Origin of the sequence: Actinosynnema sp. CA-299493 (genome assembly GCF_050946825.1) — a bacterium.
Classification (GTDB): Bacteria; Actinomycetota; Actinomycetes; order Mycobacteriales; family Pseudonocardiaceae; genus Actinosynnema.
The window spans coordinates 3,273,910-3,292,680 of sequence record NZ_CP191993.1 but is presented as its reverse complement, the minus strand read 5'-3'; the positions used below and the strand labels follow the sequence as shown (position 1 = coordinate 3,292,680).

15 protein-coding genes are annotated in these 18,771 nt (G+C 73.1%); 9 read left to right on the top strand and 6 right to left on the bottom strand.

From position 1 onward, the window contains the following. Window positions 1–161 precede the first annotated feature (161 nt). Entirely contained in the window at window positions 162–1,838 is a 1,677-nt protein-coding gene (locus ACQPYE_RS15270) for an RNA ligase family protein (RefSeq protein WP_498721874.1), read from the top strand. Beyond that, the gene (locus ACQPYE_RS15265) at window positions 1,838–4,513 is read left to right on the top strand and encodes an RNA repair domain-containing protein (RefSeq protein WP_498721872.1); all 2,676 of its coding nucleotides are present in this window, start codon (window positions 1,838–1,840) and stop codon (window positions 4,511–4,513) included. Before ACQPYE_RS15270 ends, ACQPYE_RS15265 begins: the two co-directional genes overlap by 1 nt. A 53-nt stretch (window positions 4,514–4,566) precedes the next feature. Here ACQPYE_RS15265 and ACQPYE_RS15260 read toward each other — a convergent pair whose 3' ends face one another. From ACQPYE_RS15260 to ACQPYE_RS15250, 3 genes are read right to left on the bottom strand one after another with little or no spacing between them, the layout of a single operon-like run. Next, window positions 4,567–4,998, bottom strand: coding sequence for a PPOX class F420-dependent oxidoreductase (locus ACQPYE_RS15260; protein ID WP_498721870.1), 432 nt, complete (start codon window positions 4,996–4,998; stop codon window positions 4,567–4,569). A 29-nt stretch (window positions 4,999–5,027) separates the two neighbouring features. Beyond that, on the bottom strand, window positions 5,028–6,854 hold the full coding sequence (locus ACQPYE_RS15255) for an ABC transporter permease subunit (protein WP_498721869.1): 1,827 nt from the start codon (window positions 6,852–6,854) through the stop codon (window positions 5,028–5,030). Then, window positions 6,851–8,323, bottom strand: a complete 1,473-nt coding sequence (locus tag ACQPYE_RS15250; RefSeq protein WP_498721868.1) for an ABC transporter substrate-binding protein — start codon at window positions 8,321–8,323, stop codon at window positions 6,851–6,853. The genes ACQPYE_RS15255 and ACQPYE_RS15250 overlap by 4 nt, the downstream gene beginning before the upstream one ends. Before the next feature lie 122 nt (window positions 8,324–8,445). Here ACQPYE_RS15250 and ACQPYE_RS15245 point away from each other — a divergent pair, with 122 nt between their 5' ends. Together ACQPYE_RS15245 and ACQPYE_RS15240 are read left to right on the top strand one after the other, a co-directional pair. Further along, window positions 8,446–9,102 (top strand): pentapeptide repeat-containing protein, encoded by a 657-nt coding sequence (locus tag ACQPYE_RS15245; protein WP_498721867.1) that lies wholly within the window; start codon window positions 8,446–8,448, stop codon window positions 9,100–9,102. A 29-nt stretch (window positions 9,103–9,131) separates the two neighbouring features. Continuing rightward, window positions 9,132–9,299, top strand: coding sequence for a hypothetical protein (locus ACQPYE_RS15240; protein WP_498721864.1), 168 nt, complete (start codon window positions 9,132–9,134; stop codon window positions 9,297–9,299). Here ACQPYE_RS15240 and ACQPYE_RS15235 read toward each other — a convergent pair. The 3 genes from ACQPYE_RS15235 to ACQPYE_RS15225 form a co-directional block, all read right to left on the bottom strand. Then, complete coding sequence (locus ACQPYE_RS15235) at window positions 9,271–10,620, bottom strand: serine hydrolase (RefSeq protein ID WP_498721863.1); 1,350 nt, start codon at window positions 10,618–10,620, stop codon at window positions 9,271–9,273. The two genes, ACQPYE_RS15240 and ACQPYE_RS15235, sit on opposite strands and share 29 nt — an antisense overlap. Before the next feature lie 63 nt (window positions 10,621–10,683). Next, window positions 10,684–10,854 carry a hypothetical protein gene (locus ACQPYE_RS15230; RefSeq protein WP_498721862.1) on the bottom strand — a complete coding sequence of 57 codons (171 nt, stop codon included), beginning with the start codon at window positions 10,852–10,854 and terminating at the stop codon, window positions 10,684–10,686. 522 nt (window positions 10,855–11,376) lie between these two features. After that, window positions 11,377–12,096 (bottom strand): SDR family NAD(P)-dependent oxidoreductase, encoded by a 720-nt coding sequence (locus ACQPYE_RS15225; RefSeq protein ID WP_498721860.1) that lies wholly within the window; start codon window positions 12,094–12,096, stop codon window positions 11,377–11,379. Between the two features lie 343 nt (window positions 12,097–12,439). Between ACQPYE_RS15225 and ACQPYE_RS15220 the strand changes: the two genes are divergently transcribed. The 5 genes from ACQPYE_RS15220 (at window position 12,440) to ACQPYE_RS15200 (ending at window position 18,529) form a co-directional block, all read left to right on the top strand. Beyond that, a complete protein-coding gene (locus ACQPYE_RS15220; protein ID WP_498721858.1) occupies window positions 12,440–12,820 on the top strand; it encodes an allene oxide cyclase barrel-like domain-containing protein in 381 nt (126 codons plus the stop codon). A 385-nt stretch (window positions 12,821–13,205) separates the two neighbouring features. Further along, complete coding sequence (locus ACQPYE_RS15215) at window positions 13,206–15,311, top strand: cellulase family glycosylhydrolase (RefSeq protein ID WP_498721857.1); 2,106 nt, start codon at window positions 13,206–13,208, stop codon at window positions 15,309–15,311. 98 nt (window positions 15,312–15,409) lie between these two features. Further along, on the top strand, window positions 15,410–15,733 hold the full coding sequence (locus ACQPYE_RS15210; protein ID WP_498721856.1) for a hypothetical protein: 324 nt from the start codon (window positions 15,410–15,412) through the stop codon (window positions 15,731–15,733). A 93-nt stretch (window positions 15,734–15,826) separates the two neighbouring features. Next, window positions 15,827–17,053, top strand: coding sequence for a cytochrome P450 (locus ACQPYE_RS15205; RefSeq protein ID WP_498721854.1), 1,227 nt, complete (start codon window positions 15,827–15,829; stop codon window positions 17,051–17,053). A 108-nt stretch (window positions 17,054–17,161) separates the two neighbouring features. Then, a complete protein-coding gene (locus ACQPYE_RS15200) occupies window positions 17,162–18,529 on the top strand; it encodes a DHA2 family efflux MFS transporter permease subunit (RefSeq protein ID WP_498721852.1) in 1,368 nt (455 codons plus the stop codon). The last annotated feature ends 242 nt before the right edge of the window (window positions 18,530–18,771 follow it).

The window sequence follows — 18,771 nt, the reverse complement described above, 5'->3', positions numbered from 1 at the left end:
GACTGGAACTCGAGCGTCTCCACGTTCGTCCTTTCTCTTCGACCTTCGTCGAATCGTCATCGTATCCAGTCGCCCGGCCGGCCGGGACACCGCCGAAAACCGGTCGATGACCCGGCCGGGCGATCTCTATGGTTCACCCGAATCCAGTGGTCGGAGGGGTCATGCGCACGCCGTACCCGCGCACGCCGCACCTGCCGTGGTCGCCCGGCGCGGCGGCGGACGACGTGCGGGTCGCCGACCTCGCCGCGTGGCGCGGTCGCGAGGTGGTGGTCACCGAGAAGCTCGACGGCGAGAACACCACCCTGTACGCGGACGGGGTGCACGCGCGGTCGCTCGACTCGGGGCACCACCCGTCCCGGTCGTGGGTCAAGGGGCTCCAGGGGCGGATCGGGGCGCGGTTGCCCGGCGGGTGGCGGATCTGCGGCGAGAACGTCTACGCACGTCACTCGATCGGGTACGCGGAGCTGGAGAGCTGGTTCTACGGGTTCTCCGTGTGGGACGGCGACCACTGCCTCGACTGGGACCGGACCGCGCGGTTCCTGCGCGACCTGGGCGTGCCGGTTCCCCCGGTGCTGTGGCGCGGGGTGTTCGACGAGCGGGCGTTGCGCCGGCTGCGCGTCGACCCGGCGCGGCAGGAGGGGTTCGTGGTGCGGACCGCCGAGGGGTTCGGGCGGGCCGAGTTCGGGCGGCGGGTGGCGAAGTGGGTGCGCCCGCACCACGTGCGGACCGACGCGCACTGGATGACGGCGCCGGTGGTGGCGAACGGGCTCGGGCCCGGCGCCGTGCTGTGGGACGTGCGGTCCGGCGCGCCGTTCGACGTGTCCGCGCTGCTCGACGCGGTCGGGATCGAGGGTGACGTCGAGCCGGCCGCGGCCGTGGCGGCGGAGCTGAGCGGGGAGACCCGGCTGGTGGGCGTGCTGGCGGCGGCGGCGCACCGGCTTCGGCGCGGGCGGGTGGTGTCGCTGCTGGCGGGTCCGCTCGGGGTCGGGGTGGCGCGGCGCGTCGGCGATCTCGTGGGGTTGCACCGGCTGCTGCACGAGCCGTTCCCGGACGAGGCGCGGCGGGCCGGGTTGCTGCGCTTCGCCACGGCGGTGGACCTCGACGCGCTGCACGCCGTGTCGGCCGCCGTCACGCCCGACGCGGACGCGCGTGACCAGGTGGCCTGGTCCGCCCTGCACGCCGAGGACGTCGGGTCGTTCGACCGGTTGCGGTCGGGGCTGGGCGAGCGGTCGGGCACGGGTGGTCGCACGGGGCCGGCCGCCGACCGGTGCTGGGCCGAGGCGCGGGACGCGAGCATCCGGGCCGGCCGGGTGCTGGACGTGGCGGAGGCCGTCCCCGCGACGTGGCGGTGGCGTTCCGGCGACTTCCCGTCGTTGGTGCACCTGGTGGGGTTGTCGGGCAGCGGCAAGTCGACGTTCGCCGCCGGGGTGGCGGCGGACGCCCGGGTGTCGTTGGACGACCTGCGCGAGGAGGCGGGTGACCGGGCGGACCAGCGGGCCGACGGCCGGGTGCTGCGGGCGGGGCTCGACCGGCTCGACGCGGCGCTGCGCGCGCACCGGACCGTGGTCTGGGACGCGACCTCGCTGGTCGGGCCGCAACGGGCGTTGGTGCACGCGGTCGCGCGGCGGCACGATGCGATGGTGACGCACGCGGTGCTGCTGGTCGACGAACGGGAGGTCGCCCGGCGCAACGGGTCGCGGTCGCACGCCGTGCCCGCCCCGGTGCTCGAAGCCCAGGTCCGCCGGTTCAGCCCGCCGTACCCGTGGCAGGCCCACCGGACCTGGTACGTCGGCGCGGGCGGCGCCGTGGACGACGTGGACGCCGCCGGGGAGTCGTGATGCGCACCAGTGAAGAGGTCTACCACCAGGTCCGCTGGGACCCGCGGTTCGACCCGGCGCGGTTCGTGCTCGGCGTGCGGCGGCGCGGGGCGGGGCCCGAGCGGGTCGCGCTGCCCTCGTTCACGCCGGGCGGCGAGGTGCCGTGGCACCGGGTGCTGTTCGTGGAGGCGGACGGCGAGGTGGTGTGGGACCGGGCCACCGGGCTCGACCGCGTCGGCGAGTCGGGCGCGGGACGGGTGCGCGCGCCGCGCCGCCTGCGTGCGCCGGTGTTCACGGCGAGCACCCCGCACGCTTGGGATCCGCTGCACGGCTGGTCGCCCGCCGACACGACCCCCGCCGCCACGACCCCGACCGACGCGACCTCGCCCGTGACGTCGGAGGCGGTGCGACCCACGACGGTCCTCACCTGGAACGTGTTGTGGGACCGCTACGACAGCGACCGCATCGACACGGCCCGCCGCCGTCCCCTGATGCTCGGCGAGCTGGCCGCGGCCGACGCGGACGTCATCGCGTTGCAGGAGGTCGAGCCCGACCTGCTCGCCGCGCTCCTCGCCCAGCCGTGGGTGCGTGCGCGCTACACGCTCGACGTGGACCCGACCGGACCGGACGTCGACCGCACCGGGCTGCTGCTGCTGAGCAGGCTGCCCGTGCTGGAGGCCGCCCGGTTCCCCCTCGGCGCGCACAAGGCCGTCGGCGCGGTCGTGGTCGAGACCGGCGGTGGACCGCTCGTGGTCGCGGCCACCCACCTGACCAGCGACCACACCGCGAACGGGCCCGCCAAGCGGCGCGCGCAGCTCGGGCGGGTCGCGGAGGCGTTCGCCGGGGTGGCCGGCGACGTGGTGCTGGTCGGCGACTTCAACGACGGCGGCCGGCGGCCGGCCGCCGCGCTCGGGATGCGCGACGCGTGGCTGGAGGCGTGTGACGACGAGCCGCCGACGTTCGACCCGGTGGTGAACCCCCTGGCCGCGGTGTCCTCGCTGACCGGCCGGCGGTCGCGGCTGGACCGGGTGTTCGTGCGCGGCGGATCGAGGTGCGTCGGCGCGGAACTGGTCGGTGACCGGCCCGTCGACGGCCTGTTCGCCTCCGACCACTACGGGGTGCTGGCGCGGTTGGCGGCCGTCGTGCCGGCCGCCGACGTGCTCGACTCGCCGCCGACGCCGCGGACCGCCGTGGTGTGGCTGCCGGGGCCGTGGGAGGAGGTCGAACGGGTGCGGCGGGAGCACGACCGCCGGGCCGACCGGTGGCCGCCGCACGTGACGCTGCTGTTCGGGTTCGTGCCGGAGTCCGACTTCGACCGGGCCGTGCCGCTGCTGGCCGAGGCGGTCGCCGGCGTGCCGCCGTTCCCGGTGCGGGTGGACGGCGTGCGGGAGTTCGGGCGGGGCGTGGTGTGGCTCGACCCGGCCGCGGCCGGTCGCACGCCGTGGACGGCGCTGCACGACGCGGTGCGGCGGCGGTTCCCCGCCTGCCGGACCGGGCACGACTTCACCCCGCACCTCACCGTCGGCGGGTCCCGGCAGGCGGCCGAGCGGATCGGCGCGCGGTCGGACCGGGTGGACGAGGTGGTGCTGCTGTCGAGGCGGGGCGACGGTCCCGTGCTGCCCCGCGCGGCGGTCGCGCTCGGCACGGGCGAGGTGCGGTGGTTCGAGGAGCCGGCCACCGCGCCGGGACCGTCGCTGGACGCGGTGGCCGACCGCGTCACCCGCGCCTTGTCGGCCGCGCTGGACGCGGTGCACGTCGTCGGCTCGCGGCGGATGGGCTGCGGGCTGCCCGACGCCGACCTGGACCTGGTCGCCGAGGCCGCGGAGCCGGCGGCGGTGGCCGGACGGGTGGCCGCCGCGCTGCCCGGGGTGGTCGTGCGGCCGGTGGTCGGCGCCCGGTCGCCCGGGTTCCGCCTGGTCGTGGACGGGCTCGGGGTGGACCTCGCGGTGGCCGCCGACGACGGGGTGGCGTTGAGCGCCGTCGGTGACGCGGAGGCGGTGACGGCGGCGGTCGGTGGGCGGGCCGAGGACTTCGCGCGGCTCGCGCGGGTGGTCAAGGCGTGGGCGCGGGCGCGTGGTCTGGATTCGGCGCCGTTCGGTGGCGTGCCGGGGCTGGGGTGGTCGGTGCTCGCGGCGCGGACCGTGCGCGAGTGGGACGGGCCGGATCTGCCGACCGGGTTCTTCGCGACGTGGGCGGCGTGGGACTGGCGCGACCCGATCGGTCTGACGACGTCGCCGGGCCGCACCGGCGCGCCGGTGACGATCATGACGCCGACCGCGCCCGTGCGGTCGTGCACCGAGCAGGTCGGCCCGGGTTTCCGGGACCTGCTGACGGCCGAGCTGTACCGGGCGTGGGAGATCGTGTCGGCCGGCGCTCCCGGGCTGACCGCGCCACCCGACGCGCACCGGACGCACGCCGCGTGGGCGCTGCTCACCGTGCCGCACGAGGTGGTCGGGCCGGTACGCGGCCGGGTGCGGGCGTTGCTGACGGCGTTGGAGGTGGCCGGGACGCCGGACGCGCACGCGTGGCCGCGGCCGGTCGAGCGGACGCCGGACGCGGTGCGGTACGCCATCGGGCTGGGCCGCCACCCGGTGTCCGCCGCCGTGCTCGCCGATGTGGTTGCCTCGTGGCGGAGCGGGCTGCGCGGTGTCGACGTCGTCCGGGTGGGCAACGGCGACGTGCCGACCTTGCGCTGAGCCGGCCCGGCGAACGCCCGTGCGGTTCCCGGTGGACCGCACGGGCGAGGCGGTCAGTTGGCCTTCTGGCCGTACACCCGGTCGACCTCGATCGTCACGAGCACCCGCCGGTCGGACACCATGACCGACCGGTACTCGTCCCAGTCCGGGTGCTCGCCCGCGGCGAGGCGGTAGTACTCCACCAGCGCCTCGACCTCCGGCCCGTGCGGGTCCGTGCCCGGACCGGTGAGCGTGGCCGTGCCCTCGACCGTGGCCCACTCCCAGCCGTCCTCGCTGGTCACCTCCAGCGCGACGCGCGGGTCGCGGCGCAGGTTCGCGGCCTTGGCGGTCCGGTCCGTGGTCGACACCCGGATGACGCCCGCGGCCTGGTCGTAGGAGGGCATGATCGGGGAGAGCTGGGGGCGGCCGTCGGCCTTGATCGTCGCGAGCACGCCGATCCGGCTCTTCGCGAGCAGCGCGTGCGGGTCGAACCCTGTGTCGGTCATGCCCGCACCAACCCGTGGTCCACAGCCGCCTATTCCCGTTTCGCGCCATTCTTCCGGGTGAACAATCGGGAGTCCTGAGTGGACTGGTCACGCCGTCGCCCCGTCAGGGTCGAGAGCGAGACCGCCGAAGTGGCCAGGAGCAGCAGCATCGCGGTCGGGGCGAGGGCCGCCCACGGCGCGCGCTCCAGGTACGGCAGGGACTCGGCCAGCATCAGGCCCCACTCCGGCGTCGGCGGCGACGCGCCCAGGCCGAGGAAACCCAACGACGCCAAGGCCAACGCGATACCGGGCAGGCGCAGCACGGCGTGCCGGGCGACGGGACCGGCGACCGCGGGCAGGACGTGCCGGGTCACGATCCAGGACGGCCCGGCGCCCAGTGCCCGCAACGCGGTGACGTGCGTGGCCGCGCGGTTCTCCCGGACCAGGGCCGCCGCGTGGGCGGCGAGGGGCGGCCAGGAGACGAGACCGACCGCGATGGACGCGCCGACCGTGCCCGGTCCGACGACCGCCGCGACCAGGATGCCCGCGATCACCGGCGGCACGGCGTTGGCGGTCTCGGCGGCGCCCTCGGCCAGGCCGGGCAGGAAGCCGACGACCACCGCCACCGCGAACGAGCACAGGCACACCGACACCGTGGCGCCGAGCGTGGCCGCCGCGCCGTGCCCCACCCTGGCCAGCACGTCACGGCCCAGGGCGTCGGTGCCCCACGGGTGGGCCCAGTCCGGTGGCGCGAGCCGGGCGGCCGGGTCCACCCGCAGCGGCTCCCGCGACAGCCCCCAGCAGACCACCACCGCCGACGCCACCGCGCTGACCACGACGACCACGCGGTGCAGCCGACCGACGGGCGCCGTCACGGGCGGCGCAGCGGAGAGGGCCTCGTCGCGCAACGCCCGGCCGAGCATCCGCCGCCGGACACCGGCCACGAGCGCACCGCCCACCAGCCCCAGCAGCACCAGGACGAGCACGGACCCTTGCAGCAGCGGCAGGTCCTGCGCCCGCGCCGCACCCAGCGCGGTCCGGCCGAGGCCCGGCACGGCGAACACCACCTCCACCGCGACCGCTCCCCCGGTCAACCCGACGGCGACCAGCCCGAACTGCGGCAGCACGGCGGGCAGCGCACGACGTGCCGCGGCCCGGCCGATCACCCGCGGCGAGCACCCCCACGACCGCCACAGCACGACCCAGCGCTCCTCGAACACGGCGGGCAGCGCGTCGTCCACCAGCCTCCCCAGGATGCCGCCCGCCGGGAGTCCCAGCGCCAACGCGGGCAGCACCAGGTGCCGCGGTCCCTGCCAGCCGTAGGGCGGGAACCAGCCGAGCCACACCGACAGCACCACCAGCAGCACCGCGGCTGCCAGGAACTCGGGCAACGCGGCGAGGACGGCCGCCGGAGCACCGGTGCGCGCGCGTGCCGTCCCCCTCGCACCGCGCACGAACGACGACGCCGACAGCGCGCCGGCCAGCGCCAGCGCCACCACCAGCGCCGCGCCCGTCAACGCCAGCGACACGCCCAGCGCCGCCAGCACCGAGGGCAGCACCTCGCCGCCCCCGACCCACGACCGGCCGAGGTCGCCGCGCAGCGCGCCGCCCAGCCAGTCGCCGAACAACGCCGCCGGACCCGCGTCCAGGCCCAGTTCGCGGCGCACCGCGCCCAGCGCCTCCGCCGTCGGCTCCTGCTCGGCGGAACGGGCGCGCAGCACCGACAGCGCCGGGTCGCGCCCGGACAACCACGGCAGCAGCCCGATCACCGCGACGACCGCGACGACCCCACCGACCCGGGAGACCGACGCACCGTGCCGTCCGACGCGGGAGACGAGCGCGCTGTGCCGCGTGAAGCGGGAGACCGGGGTGGTCACCGCAGCCGGGTGGCGGACGTGACCAGCGTTCGCTCGCGCGGGTCCTTGGCCGAGTCGACCACCGACGTCGCGTCACCCTGGATCACGCGCTCGTGCAGCATCGGGATCGCCGCGTCGGTTCGCAGCACCGCCGCCTCGGCCGCCAGGATCGCGGCGCGGCGCTGGTCGCCCGCCTCGGTGGCGGCGGCGGTCCGCACGGTCGCGTCCACGTCACCGTCGCACAGCCGCGCGAGGTTGAAGGAGCCCGCGCAGGTGAAGTCCGACCGCAGGTACGCGACGGGGTCGCCCGAGTCCAGCACGGTCGCCCGGGACAGGATGAACGCGTCGAACCTCCCGGCCAGCGCGTCCTCCTCGATGTGCGCGTACTCGCGCACGACCTGCGTCACGGTGAACCCCGCGTCCTGCAACTGCTGTTGCAGGACCGAGGCGACCTCGGGCAGCTCGGCACGGTCGGAGAAGGTGGCCAGGGTGATCGCGACGCCACCGGGCTCGGCGGGCTGGACGCGGTCGGCGAGCGGGACGCGTCCGGCGGCGGCCCACGGCAGGGCCGGTCCGAGCAGCCCTTCGGCGACGTCCGCCCGGCCCTCGTAGACGCTCCGGACGATCTCGGCCGCGTCGATCGCCTCCCGTGCGGCGGCGCGCAGCCCCTTGTCCCGGAACGGTCCCGCCGCCGTGTTCAGGTACAGGGTGTTGGTGCGCGGCATCGGCACCTCGGTGATCGTCGCCTGGTCGAGCAGCGCCGCCTGCGAGACCGGCACGGCCTCCGCGATGTGCGCCTCACCGCTGCGGATCGCGGCGGCACGCGCGGCGCCGTCGGGGACGAACGACACGTCGATGCCCTCGGCGGCGGCCTTCGGTCCCCAGTAGCCGTCGTGGCGGTCGAGCGTGGCCGTCGTCGTGCCGTTCACCGCGACCAGCCGGAACGGCCCGGTGCCGGTGCCCACCGGGTCGACCACGCCGTCCGCGCGGTAGGCGCTCTCCGCGAGGATCGCCAACTGCGGCGACGAGAGCCGTTGCGGCACCAGGGGGTCGGGGGTGGCGGTGGTGACGACGACGTCCTCCCCCGCCGGCTCGGCGGTCAGCTCGACGCCGTCGAGGATCCGCGGCTTGGGCGAGGCGGTGGTGGCACGGGTGAGGGTGTTGGCGACGGCCGCCGCGGTCAACGCGGTGCCGTCGTGGAAGGTCACGCCCGGGCGGACGGTGAACTCCCAGGCGTGCTCGGAGATCCGCCGCCACCCGGTGGCCAGGCCGGGTCGGGCGTCGCCGGCCGCGTCGAGGGTGACCAGCGTTTCCGCGGTGGACCAGCGCGAGAGCTTGAACGCGTCGTCGCTGAACGGGGTCAGGCCCGACCGGGGCGGTTGCAGCATCGCGAGCTTGATCCGCCCGTCGGACGGTTCCGCGCCAGGGGCGAAGCACCCGGTCAGCAGCAGGGCACACGCCGCGAGGGCGGTGGAGGAGCGGTGGCGCACGGGTCGTCCCAGCGTTCGGTGACAGAGCACGCCGAACCTAGCAACATGATTATCGTTATCGGTATGAGGTGTGGGCACCGCCACGCGGGAGGGACCGGTCGACCGCCGGCTACCATCCCCGCATGTCGGAACCCCGGGCGCTCGCCGACCTGCCGTTCACCGGTTACCTCGAAGACCACGACGGCGGGCCGCTGGAGTCGGGCGGTGACTACAACGTCGTCCACATCGCCGACCGGGAGTTCCCCGAGCTCACCGCGGGCAACGCGCGGTTCAGCGAGTCGGCGCTGTCCACCGTCCGGTTCACCGACGGGTCGCTGCGGCGCGCGCGGTTCAACGACGTGTGGCTGCACGGCGTCCAGGTCATCGGCACCGACCTCGCCGAGACCGGGTGGCTCGACGCGGAAGTCGTGAACAGCGCGTTCGCCGGGGTGGCGATGTTCGAGGCCGGGTTGAGCCGCGTCGCGTTCCACGGCTGCAAGCTCGTCTCGGTCAACCTGCGCGGCGCCGTGCTGCGCGACGTCGCGTTCGTCGGCTGCGTCCTGCGCGACGTCGACTTCACCGACGCCCGGCTCACCGACGTCACGTTCCCCGGCTCGACGCTCGAAGACCTCCGGTTCGACGACGTGAAGCTGAAGGAGGTGGACCTCCGCGACGCCGCCGAGTTGGGCATCCGCAGCGGCTTCGCCTCGCTGCGGGGCGCGACGATCACCTCCACCCAGGCGATCGACCTCGCGCCGGCGTTCGCCCACACGCTCGGGATCACCATCAAGGACAGCTGACCCACGGCGGGGCTCAGGGCACGGGCAGCGTGATCCGGAAGGTGGCCCTCCGCGTCCGCCTGCGCCAGGTCGTGCAGGTCGTGCACAAGCCGTTGCCGCACCAGTGGCTCCTCCGCCGGCAGCGCCACCAGCCGCTGATCGGTCGCCGCGACGGCGGCCTGGCGCACCTCAGCTCTTCGGGGTGGCCCTCATGCTGAAGTGCAGGTACGGCGAGCCGTCCGGCAGCGCGTAGAACACCACCGGCACCCACGGCTCGTGCTCGTTGCGCCGTGCGGCGAACAACCCCTCCTCCACCGGCACGAGCACCGCGTTGGTCACCGCGTTGATCTCGGCGAGCTCGCCGACGCTCTCGCCGCGCAGGTGCAGCACGCCGTCCCGCTCGGTCACCTCCACGTCGTAGCCCTCGCGCACGTAGGAGCCGACGTACCGGGAGACGTCCAGCGCCGGCGGCTCGGCGGGCGGTTCGAAGTCCGGCACCACGACACCGGCGTGCTCGGCCAGCAGTTCGGTGAACAACCGCTGGGAGACCTCGGCGGGCACGCCGCCGTTGGTCAGCAGCGCGACCGCCACGCCCGCGCCGGGCACGACCCGCAGGAACGCCTTCTGCCCCACCGTCGCGCCGTCGTGCCCGATCACCGGGCCGCCGGGCCAGTCGTAGACGATCCACCCGAGGCCCCAGCACATGCGGTGCGCCTGGCTCGCGGGCAGCTGCACGAGCGGCCGGCGCATCGCGGCCACGTGCTCGGCGGGCAGGATCACCGTGCCGTCGGGGGCGCGACCGCCGTCGAGGTGCAGCTTGGCGAAGCGGACGACGTCGGCGGCGGTGGCGTTGATCGTCCCGGCCGGTCCGGCGGAGCGGGCCAGGCCCCACATGGGCGCGGGCACGGGCTCGTCGCCGGGTTCGCCGAGGTGGCCCAGCGCGGAGCGGAACCTCAGCACGTCCTCGGCCAGGGTCATCGTGTCGTGCGCGCCCAGCGGGTCGAGCAGGCGTTCGCGCAGGGCGTCGTCCCAGACCTGGCCGGTGAGCACCTCGACGATCCGGCCGAGCACGGTGAACCCGCTGTTGCAGTAGGACATCGTGGCGCCCGGCGGGTGGTTCTGGCCGAGGTTCGCGCACGCCGCGACATAGGCGGCCACGCAGTCGTCGCCGCGCCCGGTGTCGCGGAAGAAGTCCCCGTCGATGCCGCTGGTGTGCGTCAGCAGGTGGCGGGGCGTCACGGTCTCGGTCGCCACGGCGTCGGCCACGGCGAACCCGGGCAGCACGGAGACCACCGGCGCGTCCAGGTCGAGCGCGCCCTCGGCGACCAGCTGCATGATCAGGGTCGCGGTGTAGAGCTTGGTGATCGAGCCGATCTGGAACAGCGAGTCCGCGGTCGCCTCGACGCCGGTGCCGCGGTGCAGCACGCCGGTCGCGCACTCGTGGATCTCGCCGTCGACCAGGACCGCCAGTGAAGCGCCGGGTACCCGGTGCGCCTCGCACAGCTCCGCCAAACGCCGACGCCAGTGGTTGATGTCCATCGCCTGCTCCCCCCGGATGGCGTGAAACTTTGCGAAATCCCTTCGCTTTGACCCACACCGTACTCAGTTCTCCGTGGTGCGGCAGGGGTTTCGCCGCCACGGCAGGGGTTCCTCGCCGCCCCAGGTGTAGTCCGGAATCCGGTAGTCGGCGCAGCGGGCGAGGAGCCGATCGAAGTCGTGGTCCGCCGGCAGCACGTCCCGGTAGGGCGGTTTGAGGCACCCCTCCTCCACCATGTGGTCGATCAGTGGAAGATCCGCAGAACACACACCCGCATGGGCGCACGGTAGGTCAGGCTCTTGGCAGATCAGGGTTTCGGCCGCAGGGCGACGACCTCCACGCCAAGCCCCGATCACTCGACCGGGCGAAGAACGCAACCTACGACAACCCAAACAGCATTACTCACGTTAGCCGGATAAAACGGCCGGCCGGCGGCGACCACAGGTGCCCAACCCCACCCCGCCCGCCCCGATACCCCGACACGACCCCGGTACGACGCCCCACCCGACCCGCCCGACACGACCCCAACCACCCAACCACCCGACGAAGCGCCACCACGGTCACCACCCGACCTGCCGAGACCACCGACCAGCCGGGCCAGGGCGGGCTGAACCGGAGCGAGGGCGAGGCGAGGGCGCAGGGCTGGGCGGGTCAGGGCGCGGGCCAGGCAGGCGGGCAAGGCGCGGAGGTGGGTGGTGCGGGGTGGGCAGGCGCGGACGCAGGTGGAGGCGGGGTGAGCGGAGGCGAGGTGGGGTGGGTTAGCGGCCGAGGCCTGCGCCGCCGTTGACGCCGATGACCTGACCGGTCAGGTGGCCGGCTTCCGGGGAGGTCAGGAAGGTCACCGCGGCGGCGATGTCGGCGGGGGTGGCGGTGCGGCCGTTGGCGGGGTTGCCGACCAGCTTCTTGCGCCGCTCCTCGGACAGCGTGCCGCCGAAGAACTCGGTCTCCTCGGTGACGCCGGGCGACACGACGTTGACCGTGATCCCGCGCCCGCCCAGCGCGAACGCCAGGTCGGCGGTCCACGCCTCGATCGCCGCCTTGGCCGCGCCGTAGCTGCCCGAGCCGCGCCGGGCCGCGATGGAGCCGATCGTGACCACCCTGGCGTCGTCGGCCAGGCGCGGTTCCAGGGCGGTGGTCACCAGGACGGCGCTGAGGACGTTGGACTCGAAGTTCGCCAGCCACAGCTCGCGCACGTCCGCCAGCCCCTCGGGCGCGGGACGGCGGCGGGCCATGTTGCCGCCGGCGTTGTTCACCAGGACGTCCACCCGGTCGGGCAGTTCGGCCAGCGCTTCCCGCACCTGCTCGGGGTCGGCGGCGTCGAACACGACCGCCCGTGCGCCGATCTCCGCCGCGGCGGCGGTCAGCACGTCCTCCCGCCTGCCGGTGACCACGACGTCCAAACCCCGCTTGACCAGTTCGGTGGCGACCGCCTTGCCGATACCCGTCCCACCACCGGTCACGACCGCTGTTCTCGTCATGCCTGCTTCTTATCAGTGGAATTGACCGGGGTCGATCCGCTTCTCGGACCAATGATCAACGATGTGGTTCACATTCATGACCCGATTCACATTTGTGACCAGAACCATGGTCGGGTGAAGTGATCTCACACGTTGGTGGCCCATTCTTCAACCCAACGTGGAGTTGACCGAGGGTGGCGGTCAGCGGCGAACTACCTTCCGACGCACACACGGTTTCATCACGCAACCCGGAGGTGTCGTCGTGCAGGTCAACCCGTGGCTCGTCCTCGCGCTCGTAGGCGGTCTCGTGGGCGCGGACCAGGTTCGCGCCGGAGAAACGACCCGGCAGACGACCTTGGAAGTGGTGACGAAGCGAACGCTCATCTCGGCGCCGGTCGCGCCCGCGGTCGGCCTCGGGTTCGTCAGCGGCGGCGAACTGTTCCAAGCCGACGGCGCCACGCGGATCGGCGAGGGTTATTCGCACTGCGCCGCGATCGCCGTTTCGACGGCGGTGCCGCCGGAGGTGACCGCGCACTGCACGTCGACGTTCCGACTGCCCGACGGCGAACTCCACCTCTCCGGCATGCGGAAGTACAAGTCGATAGCGGCGGGTTTCGAGGACACGGCCGTGGCCATCACGGGCGGCACCGGCGCCTACACCGTCGCACGCGGTGAAGGCGAGGTGAAGCGGTCGGGTTCGCAGGACGTCGGCTACAGGTTCGTCTTCACCATCGCAGAGCAGTAGGAGACGGCAGGCAGACAGGAGAGAGGGGCGGCGGCGGTCGGGTGAGGTGTTGGCGTGGTCCGATGTCGAATTCGTTCGACGGATTCGTCGAACGGCGGACGGCGCCAGCGTCGAATGATGTCGACTTCCGGAGGCGATTGCGAATTGGCGGGGACGCATCCGGAGTCGATTCGCGTCGAAACCCTTGCGTCACCCATCCGTTACCGCCAACATCATGGCGAGGCAGCGCTGGAACACGCCGCCACGCCCGGTTCCCACGGTCGTGGCGTGCGGGTGCGCGGGGCGGCGACCGGCGCATCCGGAGATATCCCACTGCGACGGCCCACCGCTCGCGCGCGTTCGGTTCCCACCCCTCCCGCTGCCGCACGCGATTACGAGGAGCGTCATGGCCGACATGCGAGACAAGCTGAGAAAAATCCGTTGGCGGGTTGGCCTGCTGGCCACCGGGATGGCCTCGTTGCTCGCGGGCATGGGCGTGGTCGCGGTGACCGATGCCCAGGCGGCGGCGGGGTGCCGGGTCGTGTACTCGGTGCCGAGCCAGTGGCAGGGCGGCTTCAGCGGCAACGTCAGCATCACCAACCTGGGCGACCCGATCACCAACGGGTGGCGGCTGACGTGGGCGTTCCCGTCCGGTCAGACGGTCACCCAGGCGTGGAGCGCCACCGTCACGGCGTCGGGCAGCCAGGTCACCGCGGTCAACGTCGGCTACAACGCCTCCATCCCGACCAACGGCTCGGTGTCGTTCGGCTTCAACGGCTCGTGGACGGGCACGAACACGAACCCGTCGTCGTTCGCGCTCAACGGCGTCACCTGCACCGGTGACACGACGACGACCACCAGCACCACAACGACTACGACGACCACCACGACCACGACCACCACCACGAACCCGCCGGCGGGTGACGCCATGGCGCGGGTCGCGGAGATGCAGCCGGGGTGGAACCTGGGCAACTCGCTCGACGCCACGGGCGCCGACGAGACGTCGTGGGGCAACCCGCGCATCACCGAGGCGCTGCTGGACAACGTCCGGGCGCAGGGCTTCAAGAGCATCCGCATCCCGGTGACGTGGAGCGCGCACCAGGGCGGCGCGCCCGGCTACACCATCGAGGCGGCGTACCTGGCGCGCGTGAAGGAGGTCGTGAACTGGGCGTTGGCGGACGGCTTCTACGTCATGATCAACATCCACCACGACTCGTGGCAGTGGATCAACGCCATGCCGACGGACCGCACGAACGTGCTGGCCCGCTACAACGCGGCGTGGACGCAGATCGCGACCGCGTTCCGGGACGCCTCGCCGAAGCTGATGCTGGAGAGCGTCAACGAGCCGCAGTTCGCCAACAGCTCGGGTGACGCGCAGAACGCGCAGCTGCTCCACGAGCTGAACACGTCGTTCCACCGGATCGTGCGCGGCTCGGGCGGCAACAACGCCACCCGCCTGCTGGTCCTGCCGACCCTGCACACGTCGTCGGAGCAGGCGCGGGTCGACGAGCTGGTGGCCACGTTCACCACCCTGAACGACCCGAACCTCATCGCCACGTTCCACTTCTACGGCTACTGGCCGTTCAGCGTGAACGTCGCGGGCGGCACGAAGTTCGACGCGGCCGTGCAGAAGGACCTGACCGACTCGTTCGACCGCGTGGCCAACGCGTTCGTGGCGCGAGGCGTCCCGGTCATCCTGGGCGAGTACGGCCTGCTGGGCTTCGACCGGCACACGGGCACCATCCAGCAGGGCGAGAAGCTGAAGTTCTTCGAGTTCCTGGGCCACTACGCCCGGACGAAGAAGATCACCACCATGCTGTGGGACAACGGCCAGCACTTCGGCCGCACGTCGTTCCAGTGGAGCGACCCGGAGCTGATCGCGCAGATCAAGTCGAGCTGGACGACCCGGTCCGGCACGGCGTCGTCGGACCAGGTGTTCAGCGCCAAGTCGTCGGCGATCACCGCGAAGACGCTGACGCTCAACCTGAACGGCACGTCGTTCGTCGGGTTGCGCCAGGGCAGCACCGAGCTGGTGCGCGGCACGGACTACTCGGTGAGCGGCGACCAGTTGACCATCACGGCGGCGGCGATCACCCGGTTGAGCGGTTCGCGGGCGTACGGCACGAACGCGACGCTGTCGGCCCGGTTCTCGGCGGGCGTGCCGTGGCGGATCAACCTGGTCACCTACGACAAGCCGGTGCTGCAGAACGCGACCGGGACGACGAGCGCGTTCGCCATCCCGACCCAGTTCCGCGGCGACCAGTTGGCGACGATGGAGGCCAAGTACGCGGACGGCAGCAACGCCGGCCCGCACAACTGGACCTCGTACAAGGAGTTCGACGTCACGTTCGCGCCCGACTACACCGCGAGCGCCACGACGCTGAAGCCCGAGTTCTTCGCCGAGGTCACGGACGGTTCGCGGGTCACGTTGACGTTCCACTACTGGAGCGGCGCCACGGTGACCTACTACGTCACCAAGTCCGGCACGTCGGTCACGGGCACCCTCGCCTGACCGCTCGCACGCCGGCGGCCCGGAGCACCTCGCTCCGGACCGCCGGCGTGCGTAGTCGTACTGATGCGCGGCATCGGGTGGTCGGCGAGACTGGCCGCGTGATCGACGTCGAGCGGCGGAAACGACCCGGAGTGGCGTTCGCGGGTTTCCTGGCGCCGTTCGCGGCGCAGGTCGCGGTGCTCGCGGCGTTCCAGGCGGGGTACTTCGCGGACGCGGGCTGGCGCGGTGGCGAGTACGCGTACGCGTTCATCGGGGTCGCGGTCGGCTCGACCGTGCTGGGGTGCGTGCTCAAGTTCTTCCGGCCGCCGTGGAACTCGGTCGGCACCGGGCTGGTACTGGCGGGCACGCTCGGCTTCGTGGTCGTCCTCGTGGCCTTCGCGGTGTTCTTCGCCGTCCTCTCGCAGTGGGCCTCGACCACCTAGGACGCGGTGTCAGGGCCGTGTCAGGCCGGTGTCAGCGCGGTGTCCGGCCGGCCGGTGATCGTGGTCGCGACAGCCACCACGAGAGGACACCCGATGAGCCGGACGGTTCCCATCCCGCACGGTCTGCCCATGGAGCGCGATGCGGGCCCCTTCGACCCGCCCAGCCGGATCACCGAGTTGCGCGAGGCCCACCCGGTCAGCCCGATGCTGTTCCCCGACGGTCACGAGGGCTGGCTCGTCACCGGCTACGACGCGGTCCGCCGGCTCATGGCCGACACCCGGTTCAGCTCGCGCCAGGACCTCGGCGTCATCCACGTGCCGTACGAGACGCCCGGGATGCCCGCGCCCACCGAGCCGTCGCCGCAGATGCCCGGCCTGTTCATCAGCATGGACCCGCCGGACCACACCCGGCTGCGGCGGAGGCTCACCGGCGCGTTCACCGTGAAGCGCATGAAGCAGCTCGAAGAGCACATCGCCGACATCGTGGAGCGGCAGCTGGACGAGCTGGCGCGCCTGGCGCCGCCGGTCGACCTGGTCGAGGCGTTCGCGCTGCCGGTGCCGTCGCTGGTGATCTGCGAGCTGCTCGGCGTGCCCTACGAGGACCGGGAGAACTTCCAGGCCGACTCGGCCAGGTTCCTGGAGCGGGACATCGCGATCGAGGAGAAGATGGCCGCGTTCGGCGCGATGAACGCGTTCCTCACCGGGCTGGTCACGCGCAAGCGGGCCGAGCCCGCCGAGGACCTGCTGTCCGACCTGGCCCGCCACGACGACCTCTCCGTCGAGGAGTTGACCGGCATCGCGTTCCTGCTGCTGCTGGCGGGCCACGAGACCACCGCCAACATGCTGTCGCTGGGCACGTTCGCGCTGCTGGAGCACCCCGAGCAGCTGGCGGCGCTGCGGGAGGACCCGGAGCTGCTGCCCGGCGCCGTCGAGGAGCTGATGCGCTACCTGTCGGTGGCCGACATCTTCTACCGCTACGCGACGGAGGACGTCGAGCTGGGCGGTGAGACGATCGCTAAGGGCTCGACCGTGGTCGTGTCGCTGCTGGCCGCCAACCACGACCCCCTGCGCTTCGAGGACGCCGGCACGCTGGACGTCCGCCGCCAGGCGCGCGGCCACCTGGCCTTCGGCCACGGCATCCACCAGTGCCTCGGGCAGCAGCTGGCCCGCATCGAGATGCGCGCCGGTTTCGGCGGCCTGCTGCGCCGCTTCCCGACGCTGGCGCTCGCCGTCCCCGCCGACGAGGTGCGGCTCAAGTCGGACATGAACATCTACGGTGTGCACGAGCTGCCGGTCACCTGGTCGGGAACGGCCGGGTAGTCCCGACGACGGCACCGGGGAAGAAGACTTCCGGGCGGTCGGGCGGCATGCTCGGTGCCGGGGTGCCGCGTCGTCCGACAGGAGCCGTCAGTGGCAGAGGATCGGGCCGTGAGCGCGGGACAGCGGTGGGTGCTGGTGCTGGCGTCCGTCGGCTCCTTCGTGGTGGTGCTCGACCTGCTGGCCGTCGCCACCGCCCTGACCGCGATCCAACGCGACCTGGGCGCGTCGCTGGCGGACCTGGAGTGGACCGTCAACGCGTACACGTTGAGCTTCGCCGTCCTGCTGATGACGGGCGCGTCGCTGGGCGACCGGTTCGGCCGTCGGCGGTTGTTCGCGGGCGGGCTCGCGTTGTTCTCGCTGGCCTCGGTCGCGTGCGCGCTGGCACCGTCGGCCGGCGCGCTGATCGCCGCGCGCACCGTTCAAGGTGTCGGCGCGGCCGTCGTCATGCCGCTGGCGCTCGGCCTGCTCAACGCCACGTTCCCGCCGCACCGCCGCGGCTGGGCGCTGGGCATCTACGGTGGCGTCACGGGCTTGGCGGCGCTGCTCGGCCCCGTCATCGGCGGTGTGCTCACCCAGGCCCTGGCCTGGGAGTGGATCTTCTGGCTCAACGTGCCGATCGGTGTCGTGGCGATCCCGCTGGTGCTGGCCCGCGTCAAGGAGAGCTTCGGCGGGGGCGTCGCGATCGACCTGCCCGGCCTGCTGCTGTTCAGCGTCGCCGCGGTCGGCCTGGTCTGGGGCCTGGTCCGCGCCGAGGCGGCGGGCTGGGGCAGCGCCGAGGTCGTCGGCGCGCTCGTCGGCGGCGCGGTCTTCGCCGGGCTCTTCGTGCGGCGGCAGACCCGTGCGGCCACGCCGATGCTGCCCGTGCACCTGTTCCGGTCGCGCGCGTTCGCCGCGGGCAACGCCGTCATCTTCCTCCTCAACGGCTCGCTGACCGGCGCGATCTTCTTCATCGCCCAGTACCTCCAGGTCGCGCTCGGGCACGATCCGCTGGAGGCCGGGCTGCGCCTGCTGCCGTGGGGTCTGGCGCCGTTCCTGATCGCGCCGCGCGCCGGCGCCCTCGCCGACCGGCTCGGTGAACGCCCGCTCGTCGTGGCCGGCCTGACGTCGTACTCGGTCGGTCTGGCGTGGCTGGCGCTCGTGGCGGCCGGTGATTCGCCTTACCTGTCGCTGGTCGGCCCCATGACGTTGGGCGGCATCGGTTTCGCGCTGGCCATCCCGGCGGTGACCAAGGCGGTGGTCAGCACCAGCGCGCCCGGTGACATCGGCAAGGCATCCGGCGCCTTCGGCACGATGCGGCAGCTGGGCGCGGCGTTCGGCATCGCCGTCCTGGCCGCCGCCTTCGGCGCGTCGGGCACGTACGCCTCGGCGGCCTCGTTCACCGACGGCTTCCGGGTGGCCATCGCCGTCGCGGCCGGGCTGACGGTGGTGGGCGTGGTCTTCGGCGCGATGCTCCCGAAGGCGCAGCGTCGGCCATGAAGCGTTTCATTCTCTGCCGGTCACGCTATCCAGGCTCCGGTGACCCGTCAAGGAACGGCTTCCCCGGTCCGCCGCGCCGCTGTAGCCAGATGCTGACACCGACACACTGATACGTTTCAGACCGTTGCGCGCGCCCCAGGGCGTGTGTACGGTCCCCATCCAGGCCGCTACTCGGAGTCGCGGCCGATCGTGAGATCGTCGCCGCCGCACGTGGTCGACCGGTCCGGTCACCGCGTGTCCTT

Excerpts from the sequence above, each read along its gene's own strand:
- ACQPYE_RS15270 (WP_498721874.1), top strand. The coding sequence starts at position 162 with ATGCGCACGCCGTACCCGCGCACGCCGCACCTGCCGTGGTCGCCCGGC.
- ACQPYE_RS15265 (WP_498721872.1), top strand. The coding sequence starts at position 1,838 with ATGCGCACCAGTGAAGAGGTCTACCACCAGGTCCGCTGGGACCCGCGG.
- ACQPYE_RS15260 (WP_498721870.1), bottom strand. The coding sequence starts at position 4,998 with ATGACCGACACAGGGTTCGACCCGCACGCGCTGCTCGCGAAGAGCCGG.
- ACQPYE_RS15245 (WP_498721867.1), top strand. The coding sequence starts at position 8,446 with ATGTCGGAACCCCGGGCGCTCGCCGACCTGCCGTTCACCGGTTACCTC.
- ACQPYE_RS15235 (WP_498721863.1), bottom strand. The coding sequence starts at position 10,620 with ATGGACATCAACCACTGGCGTCGGCGTTTGGCGGAGCTGTGCGAGGCG.
- ACQPYE_RS15230 (WP_498721862.1), bottom strand. The coding sequence starts at position 10,854 with ATGGTGGAGGAGGGGTGCCTCAAACCGCCCTACCGGGACGTGCTGCCG.
- ACQPYE_RS15225 (WP_498721860.1), bottom strand. The coding sequence starts at position 12,096 with ATGACGAGAACAGCGGTCGTGACCGGTGGTGGGACGGGTATCGGCAAG.
- ACQPYE_RS15215 (WP_498721857.1), top strand. The coding sequence starts at position 13,206 with ATGGCCGACATGCGAGACAAGCTGAGAAAAATCCGTTGGCGGGTTGGC.
- ACQPYE_RS15205 (WP_498721854.1), top strand. The coding sequence starts at position 15,827 with ATGAGCCGGACGGTTCCCATCCCGCACGGTCTGCCCATGGAGCGCGAT.